13 protein-coding genes and 1 pseudogene are annotated in these 14,677 nt (G+C 38.1%); 10 read left to right on the top strand and 4 right to left on the bottom strand.

Annotated features, from left to right (window positions below; all coding sequences use genetic code 11):
* Nucleotides 1-46 precede the first annotated feature (46 nt).
* Together CUB63_RS09220 and CUB63_RS09215 are read left to right on the top strand one after the other, a co-directional pair.
* A complete protein-coding gene (locus CUB63_RS09220; RefSeq protein WP_072064522.1) occupies nucleotides 47-1,633 on the top strand; it encodes an N-acyl-D-amino-acid deacylase family protein in 1,587 nt (528 codons plus the stop codon).
* A gap of 95 nt (nucleotides 1,634-1,728) precedes the next feature.
* Nucleotides 1,729-3,003, top strand: coding sequence for an MFS transporter (locus CUB63_RS09215; RefSeq protein ID WP_072064521.1), 1,275 nt, complete (start codon nucleotides 1,729-1,731; stop codon nucleotides 3,001-3,003).
* Between the two features lie 221 nt (nucleotides 3,004-3,224).
* Here CUB63_RS09215 and prfH read toward each other — a convergent pair whose 3' ends face one another.
* From prfH to deoC, 4 genes and pseudogenes are all read right to left on the bottom strand, one after another.
* A complete protein-coding gene (gene prfH, locus CUB63_RS09210; protein WP_109847929.1) occupies nucleotides 3,225-3,836 on the bottom strand; it encodes a peptide chain release factor H in 612 nt (203 codons plus the stop codon).
* Nucleotides 3,836-4,971: pseudogene (locus tag CUB63_RS09205) on the bottom strand (RNA ligase RtcB family protein). The gene prfH and the pseudogene CUB63_RS09205 overlap by 1 nt, the downstream one beginning before the upstream one ends.
* 312 nt (nucleotides 4,972-5,283) lie before the next feature.
* Nucleotides 5,284-6,060, bottom strand: a complete 777-nt coding sequence (deoR, locus tag CUB63_RS09200) for a DNA-binding transcriptional repressor DeoR (protein WP_109847928.1) — start codon at nucleotides 6,058-6,060, stop codon at nucleotides 5,284-5,286.
* 55 nt (nucleotides 6,061-6,115) lie between these two features.
* A complete protein-coding gene (gene deoC / locus CUB63_RS09195) occupies nucleotides 6,116-6,784 on the bottom strand; it encodes a deoxyribose-phosphate aldolase (protein WP_072064519.1) in 669 nt (222 codons plus the stop codon).
* 179 nt (nucleotides 6,785-6,963) lie between these two features.
* On the opposite strand from deoC, the gene rbsK reads away from it, so the two are divergent.
* The 8 genes from rbsK (at nucleotide 6,964) to arcC (ending at nucleotide 14,600) form a co-directional block, all read left to right on the top strand.
* A complete protein-coding gene (gene rbsK, locus CUB63_RS09190; RefSeq protein WP_109847927.1) occupies nucleotides 6,964-7,884 on the top strand; it encodes a ribokinase in 921 nt (306 codons plus the stop codon).
* Nucleotides 7,885-8,118: 234 nt separating this feature from the next.
* A complete protein-coding gene (murQ, locus tag CUB63_RS09185; RefSeq protein ID WP_072064517.1) occupies nucleotides 8,119-9,030 on the top strand; it encodes an N-acetylmuramic acid 6-phosphate etherase in 912 nt (303 codons plus the stop codon).
* A gap of 42 nt (nucleotides 9,031-9,072) precedes the next feature.
* On the top strand, nucleotides 9,073-10,437 hold the full coding sequence (locus tag CUB63_RS09180; protein WP_109847926.1) for a PTS transporter subunit EIIC: 1,365 nt from the start codon (nucleotides 9,073-9,075) through the stop codon (nucleotides 10,435-10,437).
* A gap of 24 nt (nucleotides 10,438-10,461) precedes the next feature.
* Nucleotides 10,462-11,313: a MurR/RpiR family transcriptional regulator gene (locus CUB63_RS09175; protein WP_109847925.1), complete on the top strand. Its 852-nt coding sequence runs from the start codon at nucleotides 10,462-10,464 to the stop codon at nucleotides 11,311-11,313.
* Nucleotides 11,313-12,101, top strand: a complete 789-nt coding sequence (locus tag CUB63_RS09170; RefSeq protein ID WP_109847924.1) for a sulfite exporter TauE/SafE family protein — start codon at nucleotides 11,313-11,315, stop codon at nucleotides 12,099-12,101. The genes CUB63_RS09175 and CUB63_RS09170 overlap by 1 nt, the downstream gene beginning before the upstream one ends.
* Before the next feature lie 306 nt (nucleotides 12,102-12,407).
* Nucleotides 12,408-12,509, top strand: coding sequence for a leader peptide SpeFL (speFL, locus tag CUB63_RS17980; protein WP_109372621.1), 102 nt, complete (start codon nucleotides 12,408-12,410; stop codon nucleotides 12,507-12,509).
* A gap of 135 nt (nucleotides 12,510-12,644) precedes the next feature.
* A complete protein-coding gene (gene argF, locus CUB63_RS09160) occupies nucleotides 12,645-13,637 on the top strand; it encodes an ornithine carbamoyltransferase (protein WP_109847923.1) in 993 nt (330 codons plus the stop codon).
* A gap of 15 nt (nucleotides 13,638-13,652) precedes the next feature.
* Nucleotides 13,653-14,600, top strand: a complete 948-nt coding sequence (arcC, locus tag CUB63_RS09155) for a carbamate kinase (protein WP_006535582.1) — start codon at nucleotides 13,653-13,655, stop codon at nucleotides 14,598-14,600.
* Nucleotides 14,601-14,677 lie beyond the last annotated feature (77 nt).

The following is a 14,677-nucleotide window of genomic DNA, read 5'->3' as shown; positions in this document are numbered from 1 at the left end:
AGAGTATCTGGCGAAATAGTCAGATGCTCTTTGGAGAAATAACAGAATGAAAACAATATTTAAAAACGCCACTGTTATTGATGGAACAGGGGCAAGTGCATTTCAAGCTGATGTTGTGGTTAACGAAGGAAAAATAATAAAAATCGGTCAGTTTGATGCTAAAACGAATGATCAAATTATTGATGCTACAGGGAAGATAGTCTGCCCCGGCTTTATTGATACTCACACCCACTCAGATCTTTCTGCTCTGCTTAATCCTGCGTTATCTGCCAAAATCCGCCAAGGGATCACCACTGAATTGTTAGGGCAAGATGGTGTCGCGTTAGCACCCTTACCAGAACAGTATATTTCTGCATGGCGCAAGAATATTGCGGGGTTAGATGGAGATTCTGACAGCATTGATTGGCATTTTAAAAATACCGAAGGTTACTTGGGAATGTTGGAAGCCCGAGGCTCAGCAACCAATCTTGCTTACCTTGTTCCTCATGGCAACATCCGAATGGAAGCGATGGGATTAGAAGGTAATCCTTCTACTCGTGAAGATGTCGCCAAGATGTGTGAGATCTTAGAGCGTGAGTTAAAAGCAGGGGCGTTTGGTTTATCAACAGGATTGATTTATATGCCTTGTGCCTTTGGTGATACCGCTGAAATGATCGAACTTTGTAAGGTTACAGCAAAACATAATGGTATTTTTGTTGTACACCAGCGTAGCGAAGCTGACGATATTATTCAATCAACTCAAGAGCTTATTGATATCGCCAAAGCATCAGGTGTTTGGTTGCATATTTCCCATATGAAAGTTTGCGGTAAGAAAAACTGGGGATTAATCGACGAAATGCTTGGTATGTTAGAGCAAGCACAAGAAGAGGGCATTCGTATCTCTTTTGACCAATATCCGTATGTGGCAGGCAGTACCATGCTTGGGGTGATTTTACCGCCTTGGGTTCACGCAGGAGGTACAGAGAAATTATTAGAACGCTTAGCTTCTCCTGAACTGCGTAAAAAGATGATTGAAGATATCGAAAAAGGTATTCCGGGTTGGGATAACTTTATTGATTTTGCAGGCTTAGAAAATATTTATGTCACTAGCTCTAAAACAGAAAAAAACCAAGATGCCGTTGGACTTAGCCTTGTCGAGCTAGGCAAATTGAGAGGTAAAGATCCGTATAACGCAACCTTTGATCTGCTATACGAAGAAGAAAATGCGGTAGGAATGGTGGATTTTTACGGCACAGAAGAACACGTTATCAAATTCTTATGTCGTCCTGAACAAAACGTCTGTACTGATGGGTTAATGGGAGCTGGTAAACCTCATCCTCGCGTATTTGGTGCATTCCCTCGTGTTTTAGGGAAATACGTCAGAGAAGAAAAATGTCTCACTTGGGAACAAGCTATCCGCAAAATGACAGGTAAACCAGCTGAAGTCCTTCGATTAACCGATAGAGGCTTAATTAAAGAAGGCTATGCGGCAGACATTGTGATGCTTGATCCTGAAACCATTATTGATAAAGGCACGTTTGTTGAACCAAACCAATACCCAGAAGGGATTGATCTGGTGATGGTCAATGGGCGTATCGCTTTAATTAATGGAGTCGAAAGTTACGCCTGTAGCGGTCATGTTTTAAGAGCATAACAACACAATAGCGCTCTTAAACGTTAAATCTTATCTCTGTTTATCACGGTTGTTCTTCAACCGTGATGGTTTCCCCTTACTTGAGGAACAGGAAAATGAGTTCAAATATTATTCCAGACCTTCAACCGAAGAAAACATGGAAAGCTCGTTACACCGTTTTATCCTTAATTTGGTTAGCATGGTTACTTTCATTTTTAGATAGAATGGTGATGAGTGTTTCGTTACCTTTTATTGGGCGTGATCTTAATCTTGATACCACACAACAAGGCTTAATCATCAGTGCGTTCTTTGTCGGTTATGCGGCATTCCAAATACCGGGTGGTTTCTTAGCTGACCGCTTTGGTGCTCGTAAAATTATGGCAATTGGCATTGCATGGTGGTCAGTCTTCACCAGTTTAACGGGTATGGTGTTTACATTACCGTTAATGTTAGCAGTGCGATTCTTATTTGGTATTGGTGAAGGCTGTTTTCCATCCGCTTCTTGGAAAATGATCTCGACTTATTTCCCATCTAAAGAGCGTGGTCGTGCAACGGCAATTCAATCAACAGTCAATACGTTAGGACCAGCATTAGCCGTCATTGTTGCAGCCAGTATTATCGGCGCTTTTGGCTGGCATATGGTGTTTATTGTTTTAGGTATTCCGGGCTTATTAATTGCAGCGGGTATTTATTTCTTTACTCGTGATAACCCAAAAGATCACCCAAGTATTACTCAACAAGATCTCGATGAATTAGCAGCGGATGGCACATTAACGGATAAACCTGTTGAAGCCGTACCTTTTAAAGATGTGTTAAAAATGCCAGTGTTATGGCAAATGGCGGCGATTTGGTTTCTGTTTGATATTACCTTTTGGGGATTTTCAACGTGGTTACCAAGCTATTTAATTACTGTTCGTGAATTCTCTTTGGCTAAAACAGGGGTAATGGCGGCTATTCCATTCTTATTTGGTGCGGGTGGGACATTATTAGGCGGTTATGTTTCTGATAAATGCAAAGCACAGCGTAAATGGTTATATATGATCACCGCAGTGATTGCCGCGGGCTTCTTATATATGACTTATACTGTTGAAAGTGCGGATATGGCTGTTGTATATCAGTGTATTTCAGCACTGTTTATGTTCTTTGCCATGGCAATGTTCTGGGGTATTTTAATGGATACTATCCCCAATAAAATCATGGGTCGTGCTTCAGGAATTGTTAACTTCGGTGGCCAAATGGCGGGGGTTGTTTCCGCACCGGTTATGGGCTTCTTAATTAAAGCGAGTGGCGGCAGTTATGACAGTGCATTTATGTTTATGATAATTGCATTAGTCGCTTCTGCTGTTGTGACGTTCACTGTTAAAATGCGCAATACACCAGCACCCGTTTAATTAATCAGTATCAATAACGTTTATATTTAAATAAATGTGATGTTATTAAAATAAATAAGATTAATTAAATAAAATAAATGTATTAACAGTAAGATTTATTTATTAAAACGCTCTATACGCTTTATTGATTTTTTAATTTAAAAAATCTTATTGCAGGGTATTGTTGTCTTAAAAAAGCCACGATTAAAAATCGTGGCTTTGTTTTTGTTAGAGTAATAACATTATTTGCTTATAAGCACAAAGTCATTACCACTAAAACAGAGTGTGGCATCACCTCTGATCACTCGATGATGAGCAATATGGCGCTGACTATTTAATGAGGCGTGTTGCTTCATCATATAAGCGTCTAAATGCCATGCAATAAGTTGCTTAGCGAGCTTTTTATTAGCGTGCTGACTACGTTCTGATTGCACTTTTACACTAATGCCTGTGGCAATATGTGTTGCTCTGACCGCCGACTCTGTTTTGTTAACATGTTGACCACCGGGGCCATTTGAACGCATAGTTTCAAAGACAATTTCTGTATCATTAATTTCATCAGGTTGTTCAAAACAGGCAACTCCAATAAACCAGTTTTTACGCTTATGCTGCGGTCGTAACGTGCTTGCACATTGCCATTGTATTGAACCCGCCCACTGTTGAGCGATAGTTTGTGCATTAGTACCTTCAAGAGACACCAATGCAGATTTTAAGCCATAACGTGAAGGCTCTTTTTCAAGAACTGTTACATTAACTTGTTGTTTTGACGTTGATTTCAAAAAGTAATTTAAGGCTTTTTCAACCGCTAAGCAGCACTCTTCAGGGCCTTGTGCGGAGGTGAATTGTAATAACATTACGCCATCTCCCCACTCGTTTTATAGGTGATCACGGGTTTTAAACGTGCAATGACTTCGATTAATCCAATGCTGACCATACTTTCAATCACGGTTTCAATGGATTTATAAGATTGTGGAGCCTCTTCATAAATCAGTTGTTTATTGGCACAAATAATACGGCTACCTAATGCCGTTCGTGAAAGTTGTAAAGGTGTAAATCGGTGTGATAAACGTCCTTTACACTCTGTACGCATCCATTTTCTACCAGCACCATGAGGTAATGAATGAAGGCTTAATTCAGACACAATTGGCTTAACGATATAGCTATAATCACCGCGGGATCCCGGAATAACCACCATATTGTGATGTGCAGGTGTTGCACCTTTTCGATGTAACCAGCCTTGTTGACCATATAACTCACAAGGCTCTACAAGATTATGATTCACATCAGAAATAACTGCACCTTGAGCACGAATTTGGCGCATTATTCTTTCACCAATAAGGCGACGATTTAGCTTTGCATAATCAAGAGCTTTATTGTGAGCTTGCAAATATTCATTTGCCTCTTCGGTGTTAGCAACGAGTCCTTTATGACCAAATTGTTCTGTGTGGGCACGTAAGATAGATTGTCCTAAACCTCGTGATCCGCTGTGAACTAATAGCAACAACTGTTTTTTATTGATACCACTTTCAGCGAAAAGCACTTCATTAATCACTTGGTCAATTTGCTGGAATTCAGCAAAATGATTTCCCCCACCAATAGAGCCTAAAGAGCCAGCGAAAGGGTGATTTTGCATCTCTTCGGGTAAGTGCTCTTCTAACCATTCTGAAGGTGCGATATCACTCATTTCACTCAACTGTTTTTCTGCTTTATCTAAGTTGAGCTTGCTGTTTTTAAATTCAGTTTGAAAGAGTGTCATACCACAGCCAATATCATTTCCGACTAAAGCGGGGTAAAAACGACGAACAGAAAAAAAGCGGCACCAATAGGATAACCGCGACCTGGATGCAGGTCTGGCATACCTGCGACATAAGTCATATCAGGAAGTTGAGCCGTTGTTTCTAATTGTTGGATTGCTTTGCTTTCAATCCAAGTATTATCCGATGCGATATAACAAACGCGATCAGATAAATAATGAACACAGTTGTCCATATACCAATCCATATAATGTAAAGGATTAAAAAATAAATTGGTTGGCGGACAGCAAAAAGAAAGAAAAAAGGATTACTTCTGAGATTGTCCGCAAAGAGTATTCATATTTGTTGTTGTCATGGGATACCTCCTTGCAGTTAAGTGAAATGGATAAAATAATAAATCGCAGGCATAGTAACCACTTTTTTTTGCTTTAGCAATTAAAAGTTGGTGTTGTTTTTCTTTATTTTTATCAAAGAGAATAAATATAATTTATTTAATTTAAGGTTAATTTTTCTTTATTATCTATTTTAGTTAGTTATCTACTTTTAATTAATAAATCACTTTTACTGAGCTTTTTCGGCAATAATCTTCGTAATCATCCGTTAATTTTCTATCAGTAATAACAACATCAAATTGCGCTAAATCACCCATATTGGCTGTCGCTGTTTCATCAAAATAGTGATATTTGGTGAGTAAGATCTTACGAATAGATTTATCCATCGCTTTTTTCTTCATATAAAGATCGTCGATGTTATAACAAGTAACGCCAAAATCAAGATGGACACCTTCAGCTGAAATAAAGGCTTTTTTAGGATTAATGCTATCAAGATAAGAAGGTTGGGTTGGATTGAAGAATGAATCACTTTTAGGGCGGTATTCACCTCCACAGAGTAATACCGTGGCATTTTTTTTCTGGCTTAAGGCCAAAAAGACTCGATGAGAATAACAGATCCCAGTGAAATGCAGGTTATCGGGAATAAGCTCAATCAGTGTGGGAATAAATTGTCCGTTATCGAAAAAAAGAACATCGCCTTCAGAGACCATACCGGCGGCAAGATTAGGAATATGAAGTTCTTCAGTTTGATCTGGCGTAATAATATCGGATGATGTTGATAGTGAGCCTGCATGAGGTTGGGCTAATGCAACAATATAGCCACCTAATAATGACATTGGGAACGGGTTTTCAGCATCAGCGCTGAGATCGCGTCTAATCGTCATTTCAGAAACTTCAAGGATCCTTGCGGCGTCTTTAAGATGTATGCGACCTGAGCGTTTTATACATTCACTGAGGCGGCGCAAACGTTCGTGCTGTTTGGTCTCTATCACCGAAGGATCCTTGTATTATCGAATAGCGTACTCCAAAAAAAGATACGCTAAATAATTAGTAATTTGATTCAGGTGCATCTGAATCTGTTGCGATAGCGACACTTGCGCTAGCGCCGATACGTGTTGCTCCTGCTTTGATCATGTTTAATGCTGTTTGGCGATCGCGAACACCACCAGATGCTTTCACGCCAACTTCATCACCAACGGTTTTACGCATCAAAGCAACATGATGTTCTGTTGCGCCCATTGTACTGTATCCTGTCGATGTTTTCACAAAATCAACACGGATCTCACGGCACATTTCACACACTAAACGTACTTCGTCGTCAGTTAATAAGCAAGTTTCTAAAATCACTTTCAGAGTTGTATTACCACAAGCTGCTTTTACTGCTTCAATATCTTGTTTTACGAAGTCTAAACGACCGCTTTTTAACATACCGATATTGATAACCATATCGACTTCTTGCGCGCCTTGACGAATAGCTTCAGCCGCTTCAAATGCTTTTGTTGCTGTTAAACCAGCACCAAATGGGAAGTCGATAACACAACATACTTTTACATCACTGCCTTCAAGGCAAGTTCTTGCTAAAGGGATGTAAGAAGTGTTAATACACACAGAGAAGAAACCGTGTTCAATTGCTTCAGCACACAATTTCTTGATTTGTGATTCAGTTGTATCTGCAGCAAGAAGGGTATGATCGATATAATTAGCTAATGGACGCATAGTCTATTCCTTAGTAAAAAGATTGTTATTCTTCACTCATGTTAGTTTGGCAACATATTAGAGCCGTTTTAATGAGATAACAATCACAGATGATACAAAAATAACATTATACTGTTATATATCTATCAAAATGTCACTATTTTCACATTTAGAAATTTCACATAAGAGTAAGAGGCGCTATGGATATTGCAGTGATTGGTTCAAATATGGTGGATTTGATCACCTATATAGATAGGATGCCAAAAGAGGGTGAAACCCTTGAGGCGCCGGCATTTAAAATGGGTTGTGGTGGTAAAGGCGCTAATCAAGCAGTTGCTGCTGCTAAATTAAATTCAAAAGTGATGATGTTGACAAAAGTCGGCGATGATATTTTCGCGGATAACACCATCATGAATTTAGAGTCTTATGGCATTAATACACGCTATGTTGAAAAAGTGCCTGGTACAACAAGTGGTGTTGCACCTATTTTTGTGACTTCCCAATCATCAAATAGCATTTTAATTGTTAAAGGGGCTAATCAACATTTGTCGCCAGAAGATATTGATAGAGCGACAGATAGCCTGAAAAAATGCAAAATAATTGTACTGCAATTAGAAATCCCGCTTGAAACGGTCTACCACGCTATTGAGTTCGGCAATAAACACCATATTCCAGTGTTATTTAACCCAGCTCCCGCTTCAAAAGCATTAGATCTTGATATTGCTGCTCGTTGTGATTTTTTTGTTCCAAATGAAACTGAACTTGAAATATTGACCGGTATGCCAATCACTACAATGGATGAAATTCGCGAAGCCGCTTGTTCTTTACTACAAAAAGGCTTTAAGAATGTCATCGTTACGTTAGGGGAAAAAGGGGCATTATGGATGAACGGCGAAATTGAAAAGTACATTCCTGCTATTAAAGTTGATGCAATAGATACCAGTGGAGCCGGCGATGCCTTTATTGGTTGTTTTTCCCATTATTATGTTCACACTAATAATATTGAAGAAGCATTAAATAAAGCGGTGATGTTTTCAGGCTTAAGTGTTGCCGGAAAAGGCACACAATCTTCTTATCCAAGCATTGAAGAGTTTGGGCAGTTTTTAGCGCAAGCGAAGTAGTACACCTCCGCACTATCATATCTTTATATTCCACTTGTTATCTTATTTAGATGGTAAGTGGAATTGATTTAAAATCAATTGATTACTTTATTTTTATAGCCACTGTTGAATTTCTTACAAAGCAAAAAACAGGGCTTAATGTGATTCATTTCACAGCATCGTGACAAATAGTCTTGAAATACAATTTCATTGGATGTAATTTTAATTGAAATATGATTTCATAAGGTTGTGGTGATGAAAGAAGATGCATTAAGCGAATGTCTTAAAAATGAAAGCAATCAAGAAACAACACAGTTTTCTGAATTAAGTGCTTTAGAGTTGGTTACGCTAATCAATAGTGCAGATATGACGGTTGCAAATGCAGTTAAAAAAGAATTACCTGCTATTGCTAAAGCAGTAGAAAAAATAACTGAACGTTTGCAAAAAGGTGGGCGTATTTTTTATGTTGGCGCGGGAACCAGTGGCCGATTAGCTGTACTAGATAGTGCCGAATGTCCACCAACTTTTGGTGTACCTTCTACATTAGTACAGGCAATTATTGCAGGTGGTCATGATGCAATGCTAAAAGCGGTTGAAAATATTGAAGATAGCCGAGAGGCGGCAATTGAAGAGCTTCAACGTCGTCATGTCAGTGATAAAGATGTTGTTATTGGTATTGCCGCAAGTGGTCGTACTCCCTTCACTGTCGCGGCTTTGCAATATGGTAAGAAACTAAAAGCGTTAACAATATCTATTACCACGCGTGGCAAAAGTAAGATGAGTGAGATTGCTGATCTATCTATTGCACCAGACGTGGGCGCAGAGGTGTTAACCGGCTCCACAAGAATGAAAAGTGGTACAGCTCAAAAAATGATCCTAGGGATGTTAAGCACCAGTGTAATGACTAAGCTCGGGAAAGTGCATAAAAACCTGATGGTGGATGTGATTGCGAGTAATGAAAAATTGCAACGTCGTGCTGAAGGTATTGTCAGCGAAGTGTGTGGAATTTCACATGAAAGAGCCAGAGCCTTGTTACAAATGGTTAATTATCATCCTAGAAAAGCCATTTTGATGTATGAGCTTCATCTGAGTGTGGAGAAAGTTGAGCAAATCACACAGCAATATCCTTATCGTTCGCTACAACAGCAACTTGCCCTATTTAACTAATAACAATATGAGTAAACACTCTAAACTTTAGCAGGCACGCATATGGCTAATAAAATAGAACATCTCGACACGTTAGCAATAGAAATAGAAAAACACGCTGGTGGGTTTCAAAATGTGGCAACCCTAACACATTGCATGACTCGCATTCGACTGATTTTAAAGGACAGTTCACTTTTTGATGCAGACGCTTTAAAACAAGTCGAAGGCGTTAAAGGTGTTGTATTTAATGGCGAACAGCATCAAGTGATTGTCGGAATGGGGACTGCGGCAAAAGTTTATTCCATCATGAATAAACGTATGCAAAAAAGTTCAGCAAGTAGTGAAGATAAGCCAGCGTCAACCTCAGTGAAAAAAGGCTTCTCAATCCGCCGTATGCTAAATACATTAGCGGCTATTTTTGTTCCTACCATTCCTGCTTTAATTGGCTGCGGTTTGATTATGGGGTTAATTAATATTATCCGTTTAGTCGCACCGGGCTTAGTTGAGCAGTTCCCTGAACTATTTAAATTATTCAAATTAATTGGTAGTACGGTATTTGCGTATCTCTCTATTATGATTGGGATAAATACCGCTAAAGAATTGGGCGCATCAACATCGATTGGTGCGGTCATGGCGGGATTATTAGCGATGCCAGGGCTTGCCGATATCACCTTATTTGGTGAGAAATTACAGCCAAACAGTGGCGGGATTTTTGCGGTATTAATGGTGGTTGTATTCTCTTCAAAATTAGAATTATGGTTTCGTAGCATCGTTAAAGAGAGTCTTGATCTTATCTTAACGCCGTTTGTGACGATTTTAGTCTCTTCTCTTGTGGCGATTATGATATTCCAACCTATCGGCCATTATCTTAATCAGTTATTAGCACAAGGCGTATCATTATCACTATTGAATCAAGGTGGTGGTGCGGTGGTAACTGGTGCGGCGTTAGGAGGAAGTTTCTTATTTTTACTCTTAACGGGATTACATCAAGGGTTAATTCCTATTCATACCGAAATCTTAAATACCTTTGGTTTAAATTATCTATTTCCAATTTTGGCTATGGGCGGAATGGGGCAAGTAGGCTCTTGTTTTTGGGTTTATCTACGCACTAAAAATCAACGTTTAAAGAAAACATTAATGGGCGCATTACCTGTGGGTATTTTCGGTGTCGGTGAGCCTTTATTGTTTGGTGTTTCGCTTCCACTTGGAAAACCATTTATTGCAGGATGTATTGGTGGTGCGGCTGGTGGTGCATTAATGGCATATTTCCAAGTTGGGATCATTATTCCATTTGGTACTGCTGGGTTATCATTAATTCCGTTAGTTGGTGATGGGCAAATTATTAAGTTCCTGATCGCGGTATTAGGCGCATGGATTGTCGGTTTTATTGCCAGTATGCTAATGGGATTTACAGATCCAGAGAAATAAGTCAGAAATAAAAAGGATAACAGAATGTCGACACTGACCAAAAAGCTTGAGAGTTTGCTCATTCAGGGCAAAGGCACAGAACAGCGTATCGCTCATTATCTATTAGATAATAGTGAGAATATTGCCAGTATGAATGCAGCTGAACTGGCACTTAAAGCCGGTGTAAGTAGTGCTTCTGTTATCCGTTTCTCTCGTCAAATGGGATATCGTGGTTATCCTGAATTTAAAATTGATTACCTTTCAGAAGAAAAGCAACAAAAAAGCAGTGGCGATATTCTCTATGGCAATCTTGCGAAAACAGACTCAACAGAATTAATTATTTCCAAAACAGGGCATCTGTTTACTAGCGCTATTCAGGACTCATTGGCTTTGTTAGATCCCAATTGTATTGATCTGCTGGCTGAAAAAATGGTCTCAGCTAAACGCATTGTCCTGTTTGGGATTGGCGCCTCTGCCGTTGTGGCGAGTGATATTTTTCATAAGCTTATTCGCGTGAATAAAAACGCCTTATTTAGTCCAGATCTTCATGCTCAATTGGCTTATTCCGCCAATTTATCAGTTGATGATTTAGCTATTGCCGTGACTGCACGAGGCAATACGGCCGATATTAATCGAATGCTGAAATCGGCAAAAAATGAAGGTTGTTTAACAGTAGCATTAACGCGTTTTGGACAAGATGAAGCAACTCGATTATCAGATTATACATTGCCTTATTTTTATGACGAACAACACTCTCAATTAGGAGTGATCACGCCACAAGTTTTACAAATGGTGGCTTTTAATGTGCTGTTTTTTAAATATATGACATTAGCGAATGAGTCGGCAGAAAAAGCCTTATTAAAAGGGCGAGAAGCTGTTATACAAGGAAATCAATAATGTTACTTATCACCACATTAGCGGTAGGTGCAGCTATTGGTTTAATTATTAGCACAACGGGCGTGGGTGGCGGTGTTATTGTTTTACCTGTATTGACCTATTTTTTTGGTATGAATGCATTAATGGCAGTTGCAACAGCCAATTTATTGTCTATGTTGATGAAAGTCACCTCGTCTTATATGCATTTTCGCCTTGGCAATATTCCTTTTAAAAGAGCAATGATTGTATTAGGAATAATGCTACCAAGTACTTTTTTGGCTAGTGTTTTGGTTAATTATTTAGGTTCATTAGAGCAGTATCAGCAACAAGTCGAGTGGGGAATTAATGCGCTTGTTGTTGGTGCGATTATTTTTTCTTTATTTCTTTTTGTACAGAGAATGTTTTTCTCATTACCTCCCGTAGTGGTTGAAAATATAAAACTAGCGCCTTTAAATATTAAAGCACTATTACTTCCAGCGATTGCCGCAGGTGTTGTTTTAGGGGCAACGGGGGTAGGTGGTGGTGTCGTTGTGTTACCGTTATTGCTACGTTATGCGAACCTTTCTATTAAACAAGCTATCGGTACTTCTATCTTTACGACAACATTGTTATCAGGATCTTCAGCACTAGCTTACATGCAAGATGGGCATACGGATATTCATTTGGCACTTTTGTTATTCTTAGGTTCGCTAATCTCTATTCCACTGTCTAAGTGGTTGTTGATCAGAATGCCTGACAGGATATTTCAGTATGCGACTTTAATTTTAATTATTTGTAGTGCTGTGATGATGCTGGCTAAATTATTTTAATGTTAAAATAAATCAATAATATTAACATTTAGAAAATATAATAAATAATAACCAAATAAAGTCTAATTGTTTTTCTTGGTTTATTTTATATTATCTTACTAATTTAATTGAGATAGTCTCCTTATATAAATTTAATTCTCTTTGTAAAATATGTGTGTTAACGGAATGTTTGATTTATTATTTATTTTTAATGAGATATGATTTTAGTCATAAATAGATAATTGAGATGATAATCACATTAATATTAATTCCTATATGTTTCACTGTAATCCTCATTTAATACCTATAAGTGAAGGTACTAGTATTATGGAAAATAATAATAGGAAAACACCTCATATTAGACGTATTGCCCACATTATGATGTATAAACAACGTCAATGCTTCCATTTCTCCGTTTTTAACGGATAAACCCTCTCTATTTTCTAGAAATATAAAGCATACTTCTTAATAACCTAGGTTATTGAGATAGGTTTTCTATTTTTTTAAATAACAAACTATTTTTTAACTCTATTATTATCAAAATAATTAGGAGATAAGATTATTATGTCTATTAATATTAAAGGTAGAAGTTTTTTAAAATTACTCGATTTTTCATCTTCTGAAATTCAATATTTATTAAAGCTTTCTAAACATTTTAAATCATTAAAAATGGCTGGTATTCCTCACCGTTCTTTGGAAGGTAAAAATATCGTTTTATTATTTGAAAAAACCTCAACACGGACACGCTGCGCTTTTGAAGTAGCGGGTTATGATTTAGGAATGGGGGTGACTTACCTTGATCCTGGCTCATCACAAATGGGGAAAAAAGAGTCTATTGAAGATACAGCGCGTGTGTTAGGGCGTTTCTATGATGGTATTGAATATCGTGGTTTTGATCAGTCATTAGTTGAAGAGCTGGCGGCGAAATCAGGAGTACCAGTATGGAATGGTCTTACCGATAAATTCCATCCAACTCAGATGTTAGCAGACATGCTGACCGTTGAAGAAAACTTTGGTCATTTAAAAGGGCTTAAGTTGACTTTCTTTGGTGATGCTCGCAATAACGTTGCTAACTCTTTAATGGTAGTTTGTGCGAAATTAGGCTTACATTTTACAGCGTGTGGCCCAGCATCTTTAATGCCAGAAGAGCAACTTGTGAAAGAGTGTCGTGCAATCGCGGCAGAAAATGAAGGTTCTATCACGTTAACCGAAGATATTGAAAAAGGGGCAAAAGACGCTGATGTTCTCTATACCGATATTTGGGTTTCAATGGGTGAGCCAGATAGTGTTTGGGATGAACGCATTCGCTTACTGAAAGCTTATCAAGTAAATAGCTCTATGATGAAAATGGCTAATCCTCATGCGATTTTCTTACACTGTTTACCTTCATTCCACGATCGTTTAACCATTATTGGCGAAGATATTTATCAAAAATTTGGCTTGAGTGAAATGGAAGTGGCTGATGATGTTTTTGAGTCTCGCCAATCAAAAGTTTTCGATCAAGCTGAAAACCGTATGCATACCATTAAAGCCGTTATGTTCGCTACTTTGAGCTAAAGCAAGGAGTTAACAATGCCTAAAAAGGTATTTATTGCTTTAGGGGGAAATGCATTAGGAAATACGCCACTAGAGCAAAAGCAGATAGTACGAAAAACCGCAAAGCCCATTGTGGATTTGGTTGAGAAAGGCTATCAAGTCATTATTGGTCATGGAAATGGCCCACAAGTTGGGATGATCAATTTAGCTATGGATTATGCATCACAACAGAACATTGGCACACCGTATATGCCATTTGCTGAATGTGGTGCTATGAGTCAAGGCTATATTGGCTATCATCTACAACAGGCTATTAATGACGAATTATGTACGAGAAATCTCAATAAAAATCATGGTTGTGCCACCATTGTGACTCAAGTGGTTGTTGATAAAAACGATCCCGCTTTTTTATCGCCAACAAAACCCATAGGGGCGTTTTATACTCAACAACAAGCTGAGGCGATTCAAAAAGAACATGGTTTTCACTTTATGGAAGATGCGGGGCGTGGATATCGTCGTGTTATTCCATCACCCAAGCCGTTAGAAATTGTAGAATCACCAATTATTAAACAGTTAGTTGAACATAATATTGTCGTGATTACTGTTGGTGGCGGTGGTATTCCTGTTATTCGAAAAGGGGATTTATTAGAAGGTATTGATGCTGTTATTGATAAAGATAACTCTAGCTCAAAATTAGCTGTAGAATTAAAAGCGGATATTTTATTAATATTAACGGCTGTTGATAAAGTTGCTATTAATTTTAATAAACCAGAACAAATAAATTTAGATAAATTAACACTTTCTAAAGCTCAGGAATATATTTCTCAAGGACAATTTGCTAAAGGAAGTATGTTACCTAAAGTGGAGGCCTGCCTTAATTTTTTAAAAGAAAGTGAAAAAGGTGTACAAGCGATTATTACTTCTTTAGAGAATGCATTATCTGCTTTAGAAGGAAAAACAGGCACAACAATTATTTCTGATTAATATCATACTTATTATTATTTTAAATTTAATTCTAATAATAGACTCTGCCAAATAGATATTATTTCTATTGGCAGAGT

Source organism: Proteus penneri (assembly GCF_003144535.1).
GTDB classification, from domain to species: domain Bacteria; phylum Pseudomonadota; class Gammaproteobacteria; order Enterobacterales; family Enterobacteriaceae; genus Proteus; species Proteus penneri.
This window is presented reverse-complemented; position numbering and strand designations above follow the sequence as displayed.